This is a genomic window from Luteimonas sp. TWI662, from assembly GCF_039673825.1.
Lineage (GTDB): Bacteria > Pseudomonadota > Gammaproteobacteria > Xanthomonadales > Xanthomonadaceae > Luteimonas.
Map to the genome: position 1 here is coordinate 114323 of NZ_JBDJMI010000008.1, position 20882 is coordinate 135204.

The 20882-nt window shown below is 69.1% G+C and carries 13 protein-coding genes; 6 read left to right on the forward strand and 7 right to left on the reverse strand.

Features of this window, described 5'->3' with window-relative positions; translation table 11 throughout:
* Positions 1–72: 72 nt before the first annotated feature.
* The 6 genes from zwf to ABE488_RS08010 all read left to right on the forward strand — a co-directional run bounded on the left by zwf (position 73) and on the right by ABE488_RS08010 (position 7320).
* The gene (zwf, locus tag ABE488_RS07985; RefSeq protein WP_346447756.1) at positions 73–1488 is read left to right on the forward strand and encodes a glucose-6-phosphate dehydrogenase; all 1416 of its coding nucleotides are present in this window, start codon (positions 73–75) and stop codon (positions 1486–1488) included.
* Entirely contained in the window at positions 1485–2486 is a 1002-nt protein-coding gene (glk, locus tag ABE488_RS07990; protein ID WP_346447757.1) for a glucokinase, read from the forward strand. The genes zwf and glk overlap by 4 nt, the downstream gene beginning before the upstream one ends.
* Positions 2487–2542: 56 nt before the next feature.
* Positions 2543–3235, forward strand: a complete 693-nt coding sequence (gene pgl, locus ABE488_RS07995) for a 6-phosphogluconolactonase (RefSeq protein ID WP_346445460.1) — start codon at positions 2543–2545, stop codon at positions 3233–3235.
* 73 nt (positions 3236–3308) lie between these two features.
* Positions 3309–5225 (forward strand): phosphogluconate dehydratase, encoded by a 1917-nt coding sequence (edd, locus tag ABE488_RS08000; protein WP_346447759.1) that lies wholly within the window; start codon positions 3309–3311, stop codon positions 5223–5225.
* A gap of 22 nt (positions 5226–5247) precedes the next feature.
* Positions 5248–5901 carry a bifunctional 4-hydroxy-2-oxoglutarate aldolase/2-dehydro-3-deoxy-phosphogluconate aldolase gene (eda, locus tag ABE488_RS08005; protein WP_346447771.1) on the forward strand — a complete coding sequence of 218 codons (654 nt, stop codon included), beginning with the start codon at positions 5248–5250 and terminating at the stop codon, positions 5899–5901.
* A gap of 186 nt (positions 5902–6087) precedes the next feature.
* Positions 6088–7320: an alginate export family protein gene (locus tag ABE488_RS08010; RefSeq protein WP_346447760.1), complete on the forward strand. Its 1233-nt coding sequence runs from the start codon at positions 6088–6090 to the stop codon at positions 7318–7320.
* Between the two features lie 113 nt (positions 7321–7433).
* Here ABE488_RS08010 and ABE488_RS08015 read toward each other — a convergent pair whose 3' ends face one another.
* The 7 genes from ABE488_RS08015 to ABE488_RS08045 form a co-directional block, all read right to left on the reverse strand.
* Complete coding sequence (locus ABE488_RS08015; protein ID WP_346447762.1) at positions 7434–9977, reverse strand: hypothetical protein; 2544 nt, start codon at positions 9975–9977, stop codon at positions 7434–7436.
* A 183-nt stretch (positions 9978–10160) separates the two neighbouring features.
* Entirely contained in the window at positions 10161–12290 is a 2130-nt protein-coding gene (locus ABE488_RS08020; RefSeq protein WP_346447772.1) for a glycoside hydrolase family 3 C-terminal domain-containing protein, read from the reverse strand.
* A 173-nt stretch (positions 12291–12463) separates the two neighbouring features.
* Entirely contained in the window at positions 12464–15739 is a 3276-nt protein-coding gene (locus tag ABE488_RS08025; RefSeq protein WP_346447764.1) for a discoidin domain-containing protein, read from the reverse strand.
* A 365-nt stretch (positions 15740–16104) separates the two neighbouring features.
* On the reverse strand, positions 16105–16941 hold the full coding sequence (locus ABE488_RS08030) for a carbohydrate ABC transporter permease (RefSeq protein WP_337245540.1): 837 nt from the start codon (positions 16939–16941) through the stop codon (positions 16105–16107).
* A gap of 5 nt (positions 16942–16946) precedes the next feature.
* On the reverse strand, positions 16947–17825 hold the full coding sequence (locus ABE488_RS08035; RefSeq protein WP_183426405.1) for a sugar ABC transporter permease: 879 nt from the start codon (positions 17823–17825) through the stop codon (positions 16947–16949).
* Positions 17815–19131, reverse strand: coding sequence for a sugar ABC transporter substrate-binding protein (locus ABE488_RS08040; RefSeq protein WP_346447765.1), 1317 nt, complete (start codon positions 19129–19131; stop codon positions 17815–17817). Before ABE488_RS08040 ends, ABE488_RS08035 begins: the two co-directional genes overlap by 11 nt.
* A 43-nt stretch (positions 19132–19174) precedes the next feature.
* Positions 19175–20836: a glucoamylase family protein gene (locus tag ABE488_RS08045; RefSeq protein WP_346445466.1), complete on the reverse strand. Its 1662-nt coding sequence runs from the start codon at positions 20834–20836 to the stop codon at positions 19175–19177.
* Positions 20837–20882: the final 46 nt, after the last annotated feature.

Sequence of the window (20882 nt, forward strand, 5' to 3'; positions counted from 1 at the left end):
ATTGCGGTTCCGGGCGATTGCACGACACACTTCACGATTCCCTTCCGTGAACACGAGGCGAACCAGGCGTCCATGCACGACACTCTGCTGCTGTTTGGCGCCACCGGCGATCTGGCGCAACGTTACCTGTTCCCGTCCCTGCTGCACCTGCTGCGCGACCGGCTGCTGCCGGCCGACTTCCGGGTGGTGGCGATCGCGCGCAGCGAGCACGACGACGAGAGCTTCCGCGGTTGGCTGCGCGAGCGCCTGGGCGAGGACTATGAGGCCGCCACGCTCGACGAGCTGCTGGGCCGGGTGCGCTATGTGCCTGCCGACCTGTCCGACCCCGAGGCCATGGCGCAGGCGCTCTCGCCGTTCGCCGACCGCCCGGCGGTCAGCTATCTGTCGACGCCGCCCAACCTGTTCGCGTCCGCCTGCCGCGGCCTGAAGGCCGCCGGCCTGCTCGAGGCGCCGTCGCGCCTGGTGCTGGAAAAGCCGATCGGTCACGACCTGGCCAGCGCACGCGAGATCGACACCACCCTCAAGGCCGCACTCGACGAGTCGCGGATCTTCCGCATCGACCATTACCTGGGCAAAGCGCCGGTGCAGAACCTGCTGGCGCTGCGGCTGGGCAACACGCTGTTCGAGGCCGTCTGGGAACGGCGCTGGATCGAGTCGGTCGACATCATCGTCGCCGAGACCGCCGGCGTCGACGGCCGCGAGGGCTACTACGCCGACTACGGCGCGCTGCGCGACATGGTGCAGAACCACATGCTGCAGTTGCTCGCGCTGATCGCGATGGAGCCGCCGGCGGCGATGGACCCCGACGCGATCCGCGACGAGAAGCGCAAGGTGCTGCGCGCGCTGCGCCCGATGACACCGTCGGCCGCCGAGGCCGACAGCATCCGCGGCCGTTACCGCGACGGCGTGGTCGACGGCCGCGCGGTCAAGGGCTTCAGTCACCGCGACGACGTCGAGACCTTCGTCGGCCTGCGCGCCTGGATCGACAACTGGCGCTGGGCCGGTGTGCCGTTCCGGCTGGTGACCGGCAAGCGCATGCCCTCGCGCACCACCGAGGTCGTGGTGACCTTAAAGCCGGTCACCCACTGGCTGTTCGGCGCCGACGAGCGCAAGCGCGCCCGCGCCAACCAGTTGCGCGTGCGGCTGCAGCCCGAAGAGACCATCGAACTCGGCCTGATGGGCAGCCTGGCGGCATCGGAATGGAGCGCCAACGAACTGCAACCGATGTCGCTGGACTTGGCGATGCTGCCGCCCAAGCGCCGCATCGCCTACGAACGGCTGATGATCGACGCGCTCAAGGGCGACCAGACCCTGTTCGTGCGCGACGACGAAGTCGAGGCCCAGTGGCGCTGGATCGACAGTGTCAGCGAGGCCTGGCGCCAGGCCGGCACGCCGGTCCGCGACTACCCGGCCGGTTACTGGGGGCCGGCCGAGGCCGTGCCGTTCCTGCCGCGCACCCTGACCACGCACAACGGACGCAAGTCGTGACCGACGCTTCACTTGCCCTGCTCGCCGACATCGGCGGCACCAATGCGCGCTTCGCGCTGGCCGACACCGCCAGCGCCACGCCGCTGCAGCTCGACACCGTGCAGGGCTTCGCCGTCGCCGATTTTCCCTCGCTGGCCGACGCCGCCCAGCATTACCTGCAGGCGATCGGCCACGTCGGCGATGCGCGCATCCGCTGCGGCGTGTTCGCCGTTGCCGGACGCGTGGACGGCGACGAGGCGCGCATCACCAATCATCCCTGGGTGATCTCGCGCCGGCGGACCCGCGAACGCCTGGGGCTGAGCGACGTCGAACTGGTCAATGACTTCGCCGCGCAGGCGATGGCGATCCCGCTGCTGCAGCCCGGCGACTACACCGCAATCGGCGGCGTACAGTGGTCGGTGCCCGAGCGCGCCGACGCACCGTGCACGTATGCGGTCATCGGCCCGGGCACCGGGTTGGGGGTCGGTGCGCTGGTGGTCCGCGACGGCCACTACTACCCGCTCGAGACCGAGGGCGGGCACGTCAGCTTTCCGCCCGGCACACCGGAAGAGACGCGCATCCTCGAACGGCTCAGCGCGCAATTCGGGCGCGTGTCCAACGAACGACTGATCTGCGGGCCGGGCCTGGTCAACATCCACCACGCGCTGTGCGAGATCGCCGGGGTCGACCCCGGCCCGCTGCAGCCCTCCGACGTGACCACGCGCGCGCAGGCGGGCGACCCGCTGTGCGCACGCGCGGTCGACATTTTCTGCGCCGTGTTCGGCGCGATCGCGGGCGACCTGGTGTTGACGCTGGGGGCCTGGGACGGCGTGTTCCTGACCGGCGGGCTGGTGCCCAAGATGCTCGATTCGATCCGCCACTCGGGCTTCCGCCAGCGCTTCGAACACAAGGGCCGCTTCTCGCCGAACATGGGCCGCGTGCCGAGCCTGGCGGTGCTGCATCCGCACGCCGGCCTGCTCGGTGCGGCGGCGATCGCCGTGCGCAGGGCCGCGCCGTGACCGTGGCGCAGGCCGAGGGCTTTGGCAACGCGGCCCGAATCGGTCACGATGGCCGCATGCACCTGCACGCTTACGACTCCGCCACCCAGTGGACCTGGGGGGCTGCGATCGCAATTTCCTCGGCAATTGCGCGCGACCTGCGCGAGCGGCCGCGTGCGCGGCTGCTGCTGTCGGGCGGCAAGACCCCCGGTCCGGTCTACGCAGCACTGTCGAAGTCGCCATTGCCGTGGGACAACGTCGATGTCGCGCTGGTCGACGAGCGCTGGCTGCTGCCCGAGGACCCGGACAGCAATGCGCGCCTGGTGCGCGAAACGCTGATCCAGAACAAGGCACAGCACGCACGACTGGAGACGATCACGCGCGCCGGCCGCCCGTTCGACGAGGCGCTGTCGACCGCCAACCTGCATGCGCGCCAGCCGGCCGGCGTCGTGGTGCTGGGCATGGGCGACGACGGCCACACCGCCTCGTTGTTTCCCGGCATGCAGGATCTCGACGCGGCACTGGCCGCGCCCACGCCCTACGTCGGCGTCGATGCGACCGGCTGCCCCGGCGCGCAGCGCTGGGCCCGCCGCATCAGCCTGACCCCGGCCGGCCTGGCCCCTGCGCACACGCGGATCCTGCTGATCCGCGGCGAGCACAAGCGTGCGCTGCTCGAGCAACTGTTGCGTAGCGACGACGTCCACGAGTATCCGGCACGCATCGCCTTGACCGTGCCGGGCGCAGACTTGCACGTGCACTGGTGCCCGTGATCGACAGCCTCAGCACCGTGCGTCCGCGCACCCGGGCGCCCCTTCCCTCCTTTTCGTCTCATCGCCGCCGCCAATGAGCCTGCATCCCGTTCTGCATTCCGTCACCGAGCGCATCCGCAAGCGCAGCGCCGCCTCGCGCCGCGCGTATCTGGACGGCATCGCGCGCATGCGCGACGACGGCCCACTGCGCGGCCGCCTGAGTTGCGCGAACCTCGCCCATGGCTTCGCCGGCTGCGGGCCGACCGACAAGCTGCGCCTGCGCAACGAGCCGACGCCGAACCTGGGCATCGTCACCGCCTACAACGACATGCTCTCGGCGCATCAGCCCTACGAGACCTACCCCGAGTTCATCCGCGAGACCGCGCGCGCGCTCGGCGCGACCGCGCAGGTCGCCGGTGGCGTGCCGGCGATGTGCGACGGCGTGACCCAAGGCCGCGCCGGCATGGAGCTGTCGCTGTTCTCGCGCGATGTCATCGCCCAGGCGACCGCGATCGGCCTGTCGCACGACATGTTCGACGCCAGCCTGTACTTGGGCATCTGCGACAAGATCGTGCCGGGCCTTTTGATCGGTGCCCTCGCCTACGGCCATCTGCCTGCGGTGTTCGTGCCGGGCGGGCCGATGACCCCGGGCGTGCCCAACAAGACCAAGGCCGAGGTCCGCGAGCGCTACGCCGCCGGCGAAGCCACCCGCGCTGAGCTGCTCGAGGTCGAGGCGCAGTCCTACCACTCGCCCGGCACCTGCACCTTCTACGGCACCGCGAACTCGAACCAGACCCTGCTCGAGGCGATGGGCGTGCAACTGCCCAGTGCGGCCTTCATCAACCCCGGGACCCCGCTGCGCGAGGCGTTCACCCGCGAAGCGGTCACACGCGCGCTGGCGATCACCGCGCTGGGCGACGACTACCGGCCGCTGGGCGAACTGATCGACGAGCGCGCCATCGTCAACGCGATCGCGATGCTGATGGCCACCGGCGGCTCGACCAACCACACGATCCACTGGATCGCAGTCGCGCGTGCGGCCGGCATCGTGCTGACCTGGGACGACATGGACGCACTGTCGCAGGTGGTGCCGCTGCTGGCGCGGGTGTATCCCAACGGCGAGGCGGATGTGAACCGCTATCACGCCGCCGGCGGCAATGCCTTCGTCTTCCGCGAACTGCTCGACGCCGGGCTGATGCACGGCGACATCCCGACCGTCGTCGCAGGCGGCATGCGGGCCTATTGCGACGACCCCAAGGTCGACGGCGACCGGCTGGTGTACACGCCGGGCATCGCCACCAGCGCCGACGACGCCGTGCTGCGGCCGGCCTCCGCGCCGTTCGAGGCCCACGGCGGCCTGCGCCTGCTGCGCGGCAACCTCGGGCGCGCGCTGATCAAGCTCTCGGCGGTCAAGCCGGAGTTCCGCACGATCGAGGCGCCGGCCGTGGTGGTCGATGCCCCGCAGGCGCTCAACCGCCTGCACGCCGCCGGCGCACTGCCGCGCGATTTCGTCGCCGTCGTGCGCTACCAGGGGCCGAAGGCCAACGGCATGCCCGAGTTGCATTCGCTGGCCCCGCTACTGGGCATGCTGCAGAACCAGGGCCGGCGCGTCGCGCTGGTCACCGATGGCCGCCTGTCGGGCGCGTCGGGCAAGATTCCCGCCGCGATCCACGTCACCCCCGAGGCTGCGCGCGGCGGGCCGCTGGCCTACCTGCGCGAAGGCGACATCGTGCGTCTGGATGGCGAGGCCGGCACCCTCGAGGCGCTGGTCGATGCCGACGAATGGCAGCGCCGCGAGGCCGCGCCCGACACCGCGCCGGCGCCGACCGACTTCGGCCGCAACCTGTTCGCGTTCAACCGCGCCAACGTCTCCCCGGCCGACCAGGGGGCGCTGTCGATTTCCTGCGGACCCCCGACCCTCCATGGGGCGGTGTGGGAGTACGACGCCGAGTACGATCTGGGTGCCGATGGCGCGGCCGCCGACGCGCCGCATGACGAAAAGGACAACTGACCCGATGCCCCACGTTTCCCCGATGTCCGAGCGCCAGCAGCGCGCCGCCGATCTGTTGCGGGCTGCCGGTGTGCTGCCGGTGATCACCGTCGATACCCTGGACCAGGCGCGCGCCCTCGCCGACGCCCTGCTCGAAGGCGGCCTCACCACGCTGGAACTGACCCTGCGCACGCCGATCGCGATCGAGGCCCTGGCCACGCTCAAGCGCGAGCGCCCGGAGATCGTCATCGGTGCCGGCACCGTGCTCAACGCCGAGAACATCCGCGCCTCGATCGATGCCGGCGCCGATTTCCTCGTCACCCCGGGCACGACCCCGCGCCTGGCCGAAGCCCTGGCGCAGGCCGCGGTGCCGGCGGTACCCGGCGCCGCGACGCCGACCGAGTTCCTCGCCCTGCGCGACCTGGGCTTCCGCAACTGCAAGCTGTTCCCGGCCAACGCAGTCGGCGGCCTGGCGATGCTCAAGGGCCTGGCCGGCCCGGTGCAGGACATGCGCTTCTGCCCGACCGGCGGCATCTCCGCGTCCAACGCCGCCGAGTTCCTGGCACAGCCGAACGTCCTGTGCGTGGGCGGTTCGTGGATGCTCGACAAGGCGTGGCTGGCGGCCGGCGACTATGCGCGCGTGCGCGAGGCCTCGGCCCAGGCGGCGGCGATCGTGCGCGAGGCCCGCGCCGCCTGACGCATGACCGCGCGTGGGCGCGGTTGCCGATCGGCCCGCTCATGAAGCGAGCCGGCGTGCGTGCGCAAGGATGCGCGCTTGAAGTGACATGCGCGTGCAGGCGCACTCGCCTTCGCTTGATCGAGGTCATGGCAGCCTGAATGCGCTGGGTCCAACGTGTGGCGACCCCCACACCAAGACACCGACATGTCGCCTCGCACACTCTGCCGCCGCGCACTGCCGCTGCTGCTCGCCACGCTGCCGCTGGCCGGCGTCGCCGCCGACGCCCCCGGCCCGTCCCTCGACCTGCGTTATCGCTATGAGCACGTCGAGCAGGGCGGCCTGCCTCGCGACGCCGATGCCCACACCCTGCGCGCACGCGTGGGCTATCTCACGCCGCAGTGGCACGGCTGGTCCGCGCTCGGCGAGATCGACGCCATCGCCCACCTGGGACCGGATCGCTTCAACGACACCCGCAACGGCGCGCGCGCGTATCCCGTCGTCGCCGATCCTGACGGCGCCGCGGTCAATCAGGCCTTGGTGCGCTGGGCCTTCGACGGCGGCAGCGCGACCTTCGGCCGCCAGCGCATCAACCTGGGCAACCAGCGCTTCGTCGGCGGCGTCGGCTGGCGCCAGAACGAGCAGACCTACGATGCGATCCGCCTGCAGCTCACGCCGCTCGACCGGCTGGTGTTCGACTACACGGTCATCGGCCGCATCCACACCATTTTCGGTCCCGATGACGGCGCCTTCGTAACCCGCGCCAACCCCGCGACGATCGACGGCCGCAGTCATCTGCTGCAGGCGGGCCTGCGGGTCGCGCCGGCAATGACGGCGACGGCCTACCACTACCGTCTCGATCTGGACGGCATCGCGGTGTCCGCGACCGCGCCGCTGGGCACCTTATCCAGCCACACCACCGGCCTGCGCCTGGAAGGCACCTCCGGTGCCTGGCGCTACGCGGCCGAGATCGCCCGCCAGCGCGACCTGGGCAACAACCCCTGGGACCTCGATAGCCGCTACGCGCTCGGCGAACTGGGCTACCAGTGGCGCGGCACCACGTTCAAGGCCGGCTACGAATCGCTCGGCGGCGGCGACGGCAGCGGCAACCGTGCCTTCCAGACGCCGCTGGCAACCAAGCATGCCTTCCAGGGCTGGGCGGATGTGTTCCTCACCACGCCGGCGGCCGGCGTGGTCGACCGCTACGTCGGCGCGACCATCCCACTGGGCGGCGGCAGTCTGCAGGCCTGGTACCACGACTTCGCGCCCGAACGCGGTGGCGGCGACTACGGCGACGAGCTCGACCTGTCCTATGCACACGCGATTGCGGGCGTGAAAGGCCTCGACGGCCTGCTCAAGCTCGCACGCTATCGCAGCGACGACGCCACGCGCACCGCAGACACCGACAAACTGTGGGTGCAGCTGCAGTACACGTACTGATGCGCTGGGCGGCCGGTGCTTTGTCCGGATCTGACGCCAGGCGTACCGGACACCGTTCCGTCAACCGCGACGACTGGCCACGGCTCCTTTTCGCGACGCGTGCCGCTTCGGTATCAGCGCAGTTCGTCCGGCATCACGCCGTACTGGATGCCGAGTTCCAGGACGGCGTCGGACCGGTTGTCCGCATACAGCAATTCCAGCACCCGGACCCGATAATCGTGATTGTCATTGGCCTGGAGCAGCGCCTCAGCCTTGTCGTGAATCTCGCTGATCGTGCCGCCGCGGATGCCAGCGTAATCGCCCTCGGCGATCTCGGCCGGCGTCTTGGAAGAGCCGTCGGGCCGCGTCGCCGACGTTTCCTGACTGCGCGCGTAGGCGTGCGCATCCGGGAAGTTCTGTTCGAGGAACTCACGGGCCAACAGTCCAACGTCGACGCCCGCCTGCGGCTTCTCACCGAACTCGCGCATGAGCGCGAGCATCGCTTGCGGATCTTCGGCATGCATTCGCTTGAACAACTCGACTGCCTGATCGCCCTGCAAGCCATAGCCGTCGGCAACCGACTTGAACACGTATGGCGCGTAGGCAAGCGCAGGATCGGATGCCAGCATCGCCTGCCACTGGTCTCCTGAGATACCGAGGCCAGCCGCAACATTGTTCATCGCCTCGCCGCTTCCGAGCATCAGCTCGATCGTGTCGGCATCCATGCCAGTGGCTTCGAGATAGCCACGCAGTTCCTCGCGCGTCTGGTGCTTGTCGATCGCGTCGCCGATGCCGCCGCCGATCGCCGAGATCACTGCCCCGATACCGCTGACGATGGCGCCCGCAGCCGTCCCCGGCCCGGGCGCCAGGGCACCCACAGCGCTACCGAGCATGCTGAAGACATCGCCCATCGCAGCGACGGCGTAACCCACGTTGCCGCCGTCGGAGGCCTTCTGCAGATTGATCGCGATCGAGGTCGCGCTCGCGATCACGCCCAGTCCAGGCGCGATCTTTGCAGCGAACGTGCCAAAACGCAGAGCGTCATCGCCGTACTGCGCCAAGCGTCCCGCGTCGGCGAAATGCTTGGATGCGCCCGCCAGCAGGTTAAGGCCACTTTCGCCCGCCGACGCGAAACCCTGCACCGCCTCGAGATACGCGCCTTCCTGCCCACTCTCCGCAGCTTTGATCGCGCCCATTACGACGCCGACCCCTGACATCGCGCGCGCGAATGGCGATGCGTCGCCGAAGCCGTCGCCGAGCTTCTTCAATGGATCGAAGTTGCCAGCGGCAACCGCGTCCATCATCGCCATGCCGTCCTTGAAGCTGCCGATACCGCCTTTGACGCCGTCAAACAGCCCCTTGGCATCCTTCAGTGGCGCAAAGGCGTCCTTCAGGTCGGCGAGCGCTGCCTGCAGATCGCCATCATGCCGGGTGACGATCTCGACGGTCGCCGCGCTGGCGATCCGTTCGGAGAGCTCACCTTGCAGGGTATCGGTATGGGCCTCGAACGCCTCGGCCAGGGCCGAACCTGGCGTGCCCTGGATCTCGCCGAGCAGTTCGAGCGCCAACTCGCCATGACCCGAATCGGCCAGACGACCGAGCGTATCGACGACCTGCGTGGCGACCTGAGGATCGCGTACCGCCGCTTCGAACCCAGCCTCTCGGTTGGCCTGGACATAGTCGACGAGTGCCTGGCCGGCCTCTGCTTCGGCAGCATAGACCTCTGCATGGCCCTCGGCTTCGCGGAACTTCTCAATGAACGCCGCCCGTTGTTCGCCGTCCAGCGGACCGGCGCGCAGCAGGAACGTGGCGAGCTCCTCATCGAGCTTGTCCACCGCCTTCTTGGCGTCGTCGTAGTCCTTGCCCAGCGACTCGAGCTTCGTCGCCGCGTCATTGCTTGCCTGCGTACGCCCGACGTTGTCGATCCCCAACCTGCCGGCGACATCGGCCCAGCCCGCGCTGTCTGCGGCGGCATGCCGAATGCCGCCCTCGCTGAGCACGCCGCGCTGGACCGCGACATCGAGCGCGTGCGTCATCGCCTCGCGCGCGGCATCGCCGTCGGCGCCGCCGAATGCGTAGCCGCCTCCAGAGTCGCGGCTGTAGAGCCCGTTGATGGGGGCGACGACCGATGCGAGCAGGTCGGCGTCGTCCGCCAGCCGGACCAGTTCGGCGAGGTACGCAGGCTCGGTCGCGTGCTCGCGGGCCAGTTCGGACAGTTGGTAGGGTCCACTGATCGCGCCGCTATCGAGGCCCCCTGCCGAGAAATCGTCCTGCGCCCGCTGGCGCTGCTGCGCCTCGATCCGCGCGATGTCCATCGGCGGCAGCGCGGGTCCCGGGGCGGGCGCGGCGGGTGTCGTCCGGCCCGCCGTCGCCTGATACGCCTCGCGAACATCGGCCGGCGCGCGCATGTCGACCGCCGACGCCACCGCGTCCTGCCCGAAGACGTCGTGCAGACGTGTCAGGTTATCGGCATCGAGCCGGGTCGCCAGCTCGTTCAGCAGCCCCTGCCGCTCGCTGGCCGGCAGCGCCTGCACCTCGCCGCGCAAGGTGTCGATGGCGGCGGCGTCCATGCCGGCCACCGCAGTGTTGGCGGCGTCACGAGAGGCGCCTTGAAGCGTATCGACCGCAGGCGGCGGCGGTGGATCGAACGGTCGGTGGGTCGAGACCTGGGCATTCATCGCGAACTCCGCAAGAACGAAGCCCGGGTCTGGAACTCAGGCCGGGCCTGGACTGCCGACGGTAGCAACCACGAGCCCCCCGCTCCACTGGGGCCGACCCTAGCGCCGCAAAACCGGAGTCAGCGTGCAATTTCCAGCTGCAACGCCCCTTGCAAAAACCGACTCTGACCCCGGTGTTTCGGGTCAGTCTAGGTGGCGTTCGGGCAAGTCGAGGATGGCCGTGTCGGCGGTGTCGGCCGCCGACTGCCCGAGCACCACGCGATAGTGGCCGGCGGGGATGCGCCAGCTGCGCGTGACCGGGTCGTAGTCGGCGAACAGACGCGGGGCCAGCGCCACTTCGACCTCGCGCGACTCGCCCGGTTGCAGCTCGAGCTTGTCCCAGCCGGCCAGGCGCAGCGGCGTGGTGTGGCCCTCGGGCAGGTGCACGTAGAGCTGCGGCACCGCGACGCCGGCACGCGCGCCGGTGTTGCGGACAGCGAAGCGCGCGGTCAGGCGCTCGCCGTCGGCGTGCACCGTCAGATCCGACAGCGCGAACGTGGTGTACGACAGACCATGGCCGAAGGCGTAGCGCGGCGTCAGCGCTTTGGCTGAGAACCAGCGGTAGCCGACGTTGGCGCCTTCGATGTCGTAATCGATCGTGTCCTCGGGCTTCTGCGGCGGGTCGAAGCCCAGGCCCGGCACGTGCGGCCGCGGCAGTTGCGCGACATCGACCGGCCAGGTGACCGGCAGGCGTCCGGAGGGGTTGGCCTGGCCGGTCAGCAGGCGCGCGATGGCCTCGCCGCCGCGGATGCCCGGGTACCACGCCTGCAGGATCGCCGGCACGCGCTCGGCCCAGGGCAGCTCGACCGGGCCATTGGTCTGCAGCACCACCACCGTCCGCGGGTTGGCCGCCGCGACAGCTTCGATCAGCGCGTCCTGGCCGTCGGCCAGGCGCATGTCCGGCAGGTCCACCGACTCGGCCGACCACTGGGTCGCGAACACGATCGCCACGTCGGCTTCGCGCGCGAGCCGCGCCGCGGTAGCGCGGTCGCTACCGTCGGCGTAGTCCACGCGCGCCTGCGGCGCCGCTTCGCGCAAGGCCCGCAGCGGCGAGGACGGCTGGAACATCACCGGCCCAGGCCAGGTGGTCGGCTTCACGCCCGGCACGGCGTTGGGCCCGCGCGAGGTCCAGCCGACCATCGATGAGCCACCACCAGCGATCACGCCGCGGTCGGCATGGCCGCCGATCACCGCGATCCGGCGCACATCGGCGCCGAGCGGCAGCAGGTCGCCCGCATTGCGCAGCAACACCGCGCCTTCTTCGGCGGTGCGCTGCGCGACCGCGAAGCCGGCCGCGTCGAGTTCGGCATCGGGCGGCTGGCGCTGCGGCGGATGATCGAACGCGCCGACCGCGATCAGGCTGCGCAGGATGCGGTGGGCCATGTCGTCGACCCGCGCCTGCGGCACGACACCGGCATCGACCGCCATGCGCAGCGGGCGGTCGAAGTACACCGCCTTGTCGAACACCTCACCTGCAGATTGCTGGTCCAAGCCCGCGAGCGCCGCCTTCGACGCACTGTGCACCCCGCCCCAGTCGGACATCACGTAACCGGGGTACTTCCAATCGCGCTTGAGGACGTTGTTGAGCAGTTCGTCGTGCTCGCAGCCATAGACGCCGTTGATGCGGTTGTAGCTGCACATCACCGAGCCGGGCGCGCCGATCTCCAGCGCGATGCGGAACGCGAGCAGGTCGGATTCGTGCATCGCGCGATCGCCGATCTGCGCGCTATGGAAATTGCGATGCGTCTCCATGTCGTTGAGCGCGTAGTGCTTCATCGTCGAAAGCACGTGCTGGGACTGCACGCCGCGGATCGACTCGCCGACCAACGTGCCGGCCAGGAGCGGATCCTCGCCTGCGTACTCGAAATTGCGGCCGTTGCGCGGATCGCGCTGCAGATTGACGCTGCCGGCCAGCAGCACATTGAACCCCTGCCGCCACGCTTCGCGGCCCATCGTTTGGCCGCCCAGGAACGCGACCTCGCGGCTCCAGGTCGAGGCGGTCGCCGGCCCGGACGGCATCGCGGTGGCGTGATCGCCTTCGCGCGCGCCGCCGGGATTGGTCACGCCCAGGCCCGCATCGACGAGCCCCTGCGAGGGAATGCCCAGGCGCGGAATCGAGGCCACATAGCCGGCCGCGGTCAGCGCTTCGGTCGGCTTGTGCTCGCCGATCGCAAAGCGGCTGCGCAGTAACTGGAACTTCTCGTCCTGGGTCATCGCCGCGACCAGCAGCGCGGCGCGCGCATCCGGCGACTTGTCCGGATCCATCCACGGCATCGCAGTCGTTGAGTCCTGCGCCGTCAGCGCCGGGCCGGGAATGGCAATGGCCAGCGCGCACAGCAACGCGCGGCCGAGTCGGGGGGTCGTCATTGCGCCGATGTCTCCTCGTCTGGTGTGGCGGTCCCCGCGCGCATCGCGCAACGCGAGGACTTCAAAGGTACGGTCTTGGCTCAGGGCGATGTCGGGATCTGCACGCGCACCTGCGCACCGGCACGCGCGATGCGCAGTTCGTTGCCCTGCCACTGCGCCGGATGGCCGTCGATGGTCGTCGGGCCAGGCACGTTCGGATACGGCCACTGCAGCACCAGGCCCCCGGGCGGCAGGCCGGCATCGGCATCGACGTCGAGCGCCAGCACGTCGTGCTCGCGCCGCAACCGGTAGCCGAGCTTGCCCTGTGGGGTGCGCATGCCGTGCAGCCGCACGCCGATGCCGTCGAACCAGTCGGCCGGCACGCCCGCCGCCAGCACGATGCTGTCGTCGACCTCGCGCACGTAGGCGAACATGTCCAGCGCCGAGCGCACGAAGTCCGAGCCCACCCAGGCATGCGGCAGGTCGCCGAGGAAGAATGGCTTACGCGGCGTCGGCGTGACGACCTCGCCCCACTGGTTCCACGCCAGCGGCGCGCGATGGCCGAAGAACCACTCGCGCACTTCATTGGCGCGCTCGCGCCAGCCCAGCCGCACGAACGCGGCGACGTTGCGCCACTCGTAGGGCGTGTAGTCCTTCCACGGCTTGCGGCCGTCGCGACGATCGGCGAACAGCGTCCAGTAGCGCTCGAAAGTGTTGACCAGCAGGTCCTCGGGCAGCCGCCCCTGCTCGCCGCCGGGCGCCAGCGCGATCGTCGTCGAGGTGGGATCGAAATCGCCGAGTTCGGCCGCGCCGGGGAGATAGTCGATGCCGTGCAGTCGGGCTGCGGCACGCAGCGAGGCATCGAGATCGGTACGGAACTCGTCGCGCGCAGCGGTCATCCGGGCCACGTCCTCGCTCTTGCCCAGCGCCTGTGCGATCTCGACCGCATCCTTGTAGCCGCGCAGCGCCCAGAAGTTGTCCCAGTACGAGTGCATCGGCTTGGCCGAATAGCCCTCGTGGCTGATCGAGACCGGCATCATGCCGTAGAAGGCCGCGTTGACCTGGCGGTTCTCCTCGGTGCGCTCGCTGGCGCGCAGCGTCTCCATGTAGTCGAACGCACCGACCACGTGCGGCCACATGCGCGCGAGGAAGGCGTCGTCGTGGGTGTAGCGCCAGTACTCGGCGATATTGAAGATCAGCTCGCCGTGGCTGTCGTTCTCGGGCACCGGATCGCTGCCGCGGTCATCCACGCAGCACGGCACCATGCCGTTGTCGAACTGGTACGGGGCATACCACTCGACGTAGTCCTTGACGACTTCGGGCCGGCCCATCCGCAGCAGCCCTTCGGAGATCATCGCGCCGTCGCGGATCCAGCTGCGCGCATACGAGCGCGTGCCCGGCTGCAGGCGCGGGCCAATGCGCGAGATCAGCATGTGCGCCAGCGAAGTGCGCAGCGTGTTCGCCAGATCGCGCCCCGCCTCGGGCACCTCGATGCCGACCTCGCCGAGCTTGCCATGCCAGATACGCGCCATCTCGTCCTGCCAGGCCTGCGGCTGCCACTGGTCGGCGGTGAGCGACGGCGCCGCGCCGGTCATCGGAATCAGCAGGTCGAACTCGCGCGCCTGGCCCGGCTCGAGCCGCACCCTGTAGACCAACGCGCCAGAGGCCAGCCCTTGCGCATCCTCGACCTCGGTGGTCGCCGGCAGCGCAGCGGCGGCCAGATGCTCGATGTCCATGCCGCTGTCGAAGGTCGTGGCGAACACCTGCTGCGCCGGCTCGCGCGCGAACACGCGCGGCACGCCGTCCACGCTGACCCGGTCGGGGGCGAGTGCCAGCGTGTGCAGCGGACTCACACCGCCGATGACATTGAGGAACTGCGTCGGCGGATTGACCTGCATCGGTCGCACCGCCAGCGCGAACTCGAAATCGCGCGGCTGGCGGCCCGAGTTGGTCAGCCGATAGCGGGCGACGAGCTGCGATGCCTCGGGCGTGCCGCGGGCAAAACCGGTCACGCGCAGCGACACCGCGTCGTGAGCCCAGTCCACGCTCGGAATCGGCAGATAGCCGTCCTGCAGCGATTGGGTGATCCGGGCATCGGCCCAGGTCACCAGGCCATCGCCGGCGCGGATGAAGGGCTCGATCGAAAAGCCACCGGCCGCAACCTCGATCGCGCCGTCCTCGCCGATCAGGCCCTGCTCGGTGCCGCCGTCCAGGCCCAGGATCGTCCAGTACGGCTGCTCACCGCTGAAACCGCGCGGAAACTGGCCCTTCGGCCGCTCGGCCGCGACCGCCTTGAGGAAATCGTTGGGATGGTTCGAGACCGCGACCGGCTGCAGCGCCGCCTCGGCGAGCGCGAAGCCCTGCCCCGGACCGGCCCGCAGGTCGAGACCGACATAGCGGGCCTCCGACTCGGGCAACGACAACCAGTCCACGCCGCCATTGCCGCCGTCGACCTTGCGCACCTGCGTCCACTGCTCGCCGTCGGTCGACAGTGACACCGTGTAGTCGGCCGCATGGCGCCCGTCGAGCCACTGCAGCCGCAGCGCGCCGAACTCACGCACCTTACCCAGATCCAACACCAGCTTCTGCGGCGCGGCGCCGGCCTCCCACGCGGTCGCGGCCTTGCCGTCGACCGCCTTGCCGGTGCCATCGGGCGTGGTCGTCGAGGCCGCACTGGCGGTCAGCGGCGAGTCGTCGTCGGCCGGCAACGGCTCGAAGGTCAACGTATCGAAGCACACGCTGCCCTTGCCGCCGGCATTGTTGTAGATCGTGAACTCGACCTTGTGGCTCGCACGCAGGGTCTTGTCCGGATCCGGTCCCCAGGCCTTGTCGATATGGCGCTTGCGGTACTGGATTTGCGTCCACTCGGTCGGAAAATCGTACTTGGGCCGGTTCACCCACCACACGTTGTCGCCGCTGGCGTCGATCAGCTTGAATTGCAGGTCGTTGGCCGGCGACTCGCCGCGCAGCCGGAAGCCGAAGCGATAGTTCTCCGGATAATCGAGCGGCAGTTCGCGCTGGATGCCGACGTGCCCGGACACCCCGTTGTAGTCGTAATCCAGGCACAGCGCGCCGCCATCATCGCCGTCGATCTTGCGCAACGTGCCGGTGACCTGGTTGGAGGTGACCACCGTCCAGGCCGACGGGTCCTCGAAGTCGTCGAGCACGCGGGCACCGGCGTCATCCGTCGCGACGGCCTCGCTGCCCGGCGTCGGCGCCACGGAACAGGCCGCCAACGCGGCGATCAGCGCAGCAGTACCGGTGGCGCGCAGCGGCAGGACTGTGCGGGTGCGGCCACCGACGGCGGGGGCATCGCCGGCAGGCGTCATGTCGGTGTCGGCAGGCGCGCGGTCGGCGCGGGTGTCGAGGATCTTCATGCGGGGCGGTGCCTCCGTGGTTCGCGTGTTGCGGTGATCGGATCAGACGCGCGCGTGCGCGTGTCGCGGCGGCATCCACCTTGCGGATGCGCGGGACGCAGCCCTCCCTGGCTGCTGGGGGACGTGCGGTGGATGGCGGCGAACGCGCGGCCGTGCCGCGCAAGCGCTCCCACATCCCAGATTGTTCCTCGGCCATCCATGGCGCGGCAGGGTCGACTCCGGAAACTCCGGCCCGGCCAGTCCGGCCTCGCGCAGCACGCGAGGCGTTCGATCATGGCGCGAGGCAATGCCTCGCAAGCGCCCTGCTCTCACCCATGGCCGGGCGTTCGGGCGCATGCGAAGCAGTGCTTCGCAGGCATGCGCCCTCACCCCTTCACGCTGCCGAGCAGCAGGCCCTGGATGTAGTAGCGCTGCAGCGCGATGAACAGCACGAGCACCGGGATCACGGTGACGACCGCGCCGGCCATCATCATTTCCACGTCCTGGATGTGCTCGCGCGACAGCGCCGCCAGCGCCACCGGCAGCGTGTAGTTGCTCTGGTCGGTCAGCACGATCAGCGGCCACATGAAATCGTTCCAGGCGGCCATGAAGGTGAAGATCGTCAGCGTCACCAGCACCGGCTTGAGCATCGGCAGCACGATCTGGAAGAAGATACGCAGCTCGCCGGCCCCGTCGATGCGCGCAGCCTCGAGCAGTTCGTCGGGGATCGAGCGCGCGTACTGGCGCACCAGGAAGATGCCGAACACCGTCGCCAGGCCCGGGATGATCACCGCACCGAAGCTGTTGACCAGGCCCATGCCCTTCATCATCAGAAACAGCGGCAGCATCGCGACCTGCGCGGGAATCACCAGCGCGGCCAGCAGCAACTGGAACAGCCGCTCGCGCCCGGCAAAGCGCAGTTTGGCGAAGGCGTAGCCGGCCATGGTGTTGATCAGCAACGCGCCGAGCGTGATCGCGCCCGAGACCAGCAGGCTGTTGGTGAAGTAGCCCACCATGCCCCCGCGCAGCAGCAACTGCTCGTAGTTGGCCGTGGTCAGCGATGAAGGCAGCAACGGCGGTGGAAAGCTGCTGGCCTCGCCGGTGGGCATGAACGAAACCGACAGCATCCACAGCAGCGGCGCCAGCGCGATCAGCGCCAGCACGACCAGGCCGCCATTGACCAGCCAGCCCGACCAGCGCGACGCGCCGACTTCGCGTTGCACCGCGCTCATACCATCTCCTTGCGCCGGCCGGCGCGCAGCAGCAGCGTGGTCACGCCCAGGATGATCAGAAACAGCATGAACGCCACCGCCGAGGCGCGGCCCAGGTTCCACCACATGAAGCCTTCCTCGTACATGAAGTACAGCACGCTGACCGTGCTCTGCAGCGGATCGCCGCGTGTCATCACGTAGGGTTCTGCGAACAGCTGGAAATAGCCCGAGACCGTGATCACCGCCACCACCAGCAGCACCGGTCCCAGCATCGGCAGCGTCACGTGGACAAACTGCTTCCAGCGCGATGCGCCGTCGATGCGCGCCGCCTCGTACAGATCCTCGGGAATCGCCGCCAGCCCGGCGACGAAGATCACCATGTTGTAGCCGAAGTTCTTCCACACCGCGAACAGAATGATCGTCGGCATCGCCCAGGTCGGATCGCCCAGCCAGTCGATCGGCGCAATGCCGACATGGCCCAGCGCCCAGTTCACCAGGCCGTAGCTGGTATGGAACAGATAACGCCAGATCACCGCGACCGCGACCAGCGTGGTCACCACCGGCGCAAACAGCGCGGTGCGAAACAGGCCCTTGAAGCGCGCGACCTTGGCATTGAGCAGCAGCGCTGCACCCAGCGACACCGCGATCGACAGCGGCACGCCGATGACGACGAAGTACGCGGTATTGCCCAGCGATTTCCAGAACAGCGGCGTCTGCAGCAGATCCAGATAATTGCCCAGCGCGACGAAGCGCAGGTTCGAAGTATCCGACAGCGCATAGAGATCGAAATCGGTCAGGCTCAGCAGCAGCGCCGAGGCCACCGGGATCCCGAAGAACACCCCGAGCAGGATCAGCGCCGGCCCGGCGAACACCCAGCCTGCGGTACTAGCGCGCATCGGTGGACTCCGCGCCCGCGTGCGTTGAGGCGTCCGCTTTCGCCGCCTGCGCGCGCACCCAACGCCGCTTCTCGAGCAGCGTGTCCACACGTGCGTCCAGCGCCTGCAGCGCCTGGTCCTGCGGCATGCCGCCCCGTACCACGCGCTCACTGGCCAATCGCATCTCCTGCACGATCCGCTCCCATTCGAGGACCTTCGGCGTGGGCCGCACGCGTTCGAGTTGTTCGCGGAACGCCAGCGCCTCCTCCCCGTACTGCATCTCACCCGATGCCCAGGTGCTGCGTCGCGGCGGCAGGTTGCCGATCATCTGGTAGAACCGCGCCTGGATGTCGGGCCGCGACAGGAACTCGACCAGTTGCCAGGTCGCCTCCCTGTTGGGCGAATCGCGGAACATCACCAGCGACGTGCCACCGGCAATGCCCACGCCCGGACCATCGGGCCCGGGCAGCGGCGCGGTCGCCCACTTGTCCTGCAGGTCGGCCGGCAGCCGCGTGCGGAACTCGCGGATGTTCCAGGGGCCCGACACGTAGAAGGTGAAAAAGCCGCGGCCGAACTCGTCCCAGACATTGGAGATCTGCGTCTCCGACATCCGCGGTGCCCAGCCTTGCTCGAACATGTTGGCGTAGAAGCCCAGTGCCCGGCGGAAACCCGGACTCTGGAAATTACCGCGGCCGTCGTCGTCGCGCAGCAATGGATCGCCCTGCTGCAGGCCGAACGACAACAACTGCTCGAACTCGTTGAGCGGCAGCATCACCGCATAGCGCGAAGGCCCGACATGGCGCTTGACCGCCGCCATTGCCGCTTCCCACTCGGCCCAGGTCTGCGGGAAACGCGTCACACCGGACGCCTCGAGCAGGTCGCGGCGATAGAACACCAACCGCGTGTCGACATACCACGGCACGCCGAGCAGCGTGCCGTCGACGACATTGGTGTCCCAGATGCCGGGGAAGTAATCCGCCTGGTCGATCGTTGCCGAGGCGTCGACCCGCGATTGCAGCGGCTCGAGCGCGCCGAGCACCGCAAACTCCGGCACCCAGGTGTTGCCGAGCTGGCACAGATCGGGCAGCGCGTCGGCGGCATAGGCGGTGAGCAGCTTCTCGTGCGCCGAGGTCCATGGGATCTGCTGGATCTGCACCCGGATGCCGGGATGCTGGTCCTCGAACTCGCGCACCAATTCAGCGACGACCTCGGCCTCTCGGCCCATCGCCCAGAACCGGATCACGGTCTCGTCGGACCGCCGCGCGCAACCGGCCAAGACCAGCACCAGTGCGCACAACAGCCAGGCACGGCGGATCACGGTCGTCATGCCCGTCCTGCCCGTGCACGCCACGCGCGGCGCCCGACGCGACTCACTCGACCGGCACCGGGTCGGACGCGCGCGCGGGCGCGGGCGCCGGCGCCGGCGCATCGCGCGGCGGCGTCTGATTGGCACCGCGCGACTCGGCGATGCCGACTGCACGCGCAGTCGCCGCATCGGCATCCGGCGGCCCGGAGTCCTTCGGCTCGTCCTCGCCAGCGAGCCAGCCACCGGTGAACCCTGCCCGCTCCAGACCGGCGCGGATGTAGGGGTTCTTCTTCATCACGTTCCAGACGAAGTCATTGCGGTAGTTGGCGATCATCGCCAGGATCGGGCCCTGGTCGATGGCGATGTAGTCGCTGGCCACCCACCCCTTGCCCGGCACGATGCGGCCGGTCTTCAGCGGCACGTCCTCGTAATTGAAGCTCGGGTTGAACGCGTCCAGGAAGCCATAGCTCGAGTACAGGAAGTCGCCGTAGCGGCCGTGCATTTCCTCGGTCGCCGGGATCACGATCTCGGGCGCGAACGCGATCGAGGCGATCGCTGCGGTCGGCGCGATCGTACCGTCGTCGAACGCGCCGTCCAGGCCTGCGCCGCGTGCGCTGTAGTGGCGGAACTCGCGCTGCTCGCCGTTGTAGTCCTGATCGGTACGCTGCGGCCCGTCGCTGGCGGTCAGACCCCAGACATTCTCGCCGTAGTCCTTCCAACCCATCGGATTGTCGATCGCATACTGGCGCTGCGCATAGGTCGCGCGGCGGCTGTTCTCGAAGTAATCAATGCCGCGACGGCGCATGTAGTCGTCGCGGATGCCGCGGAAGTCGACCCAGACATGGCTGTACTGATGACCGAAGTGCGGCGCGAAGCTCAGGTACTCCTGGCCGCGGAACACGCCCCACAGCCGATCATAGGTACGCGTCCACACCTCCCATGCCTCCGGACCGACCGGATGCGTCGGCGAGCCGAGCGCGAGGATGTACACGAGCATCGCTTCGTCGTAGCCGGTCCAGTCGTGCTCGATGAAGCCGCTCTCGGGGTACCAGCCCATCGAGATCAGCGGCTTGCGCTGCTGCAGGAACGGCCAGCGCACATTGCGGTAGAGCTGGTCGGCGAGCTTGCGGATCTCGGCTTCGCGCGGATCGTCACGGTCGTAGTAGGACTGCGCGAACAGCACGCCCATCATCATCAGGCCGGTGTCGACGCTCGACAGTTCCACCCACGGCTCGACCCGGTGGCCCTTGTCCATGTCGATGAAGTGATAGAAGAAGCCCTGGTGGCCCCCGGTACCGGTGGCCTGCGGCCCCATCTTCACGTCGCGGAAGAACCGCAACGTGGTCAGCGTGCGGTCAACCGCCTGCGTGCGGCTGACCCAGCCGCGCTCGATGCCGATCGGATACGCCGTCAGCGCATAGCCGACCGCGGCGACGCTGGAGAACGGCCGCGACGGGAAGCGATCGGGCGTCAGGCCGTTGACCTCGTTCGTGGTGTCCCAGAAAAACTGGAACGTCCGCCGCTCGATATCGGCGAACAGCGGCGGCAGCTCGGGCGGTCCTTTTTCTTCGGGTTCGGGCTCAGGTTCGGGCACCTGCGCGATGGGTCCCGGCTTGGGCGGCGGTACCGCCGGTTCGGCGGGCTCCTGCTTGCCGCAACCGGCCAGGAACAGGGCCGCAAGCGCGACGAGAAGCAGGAGTGAGAACGCACGGAGACGGGATCGCATCGTGAAGGAAACCTCGCGGTGAAATCGTTTTCAGGGTGAAGTATAA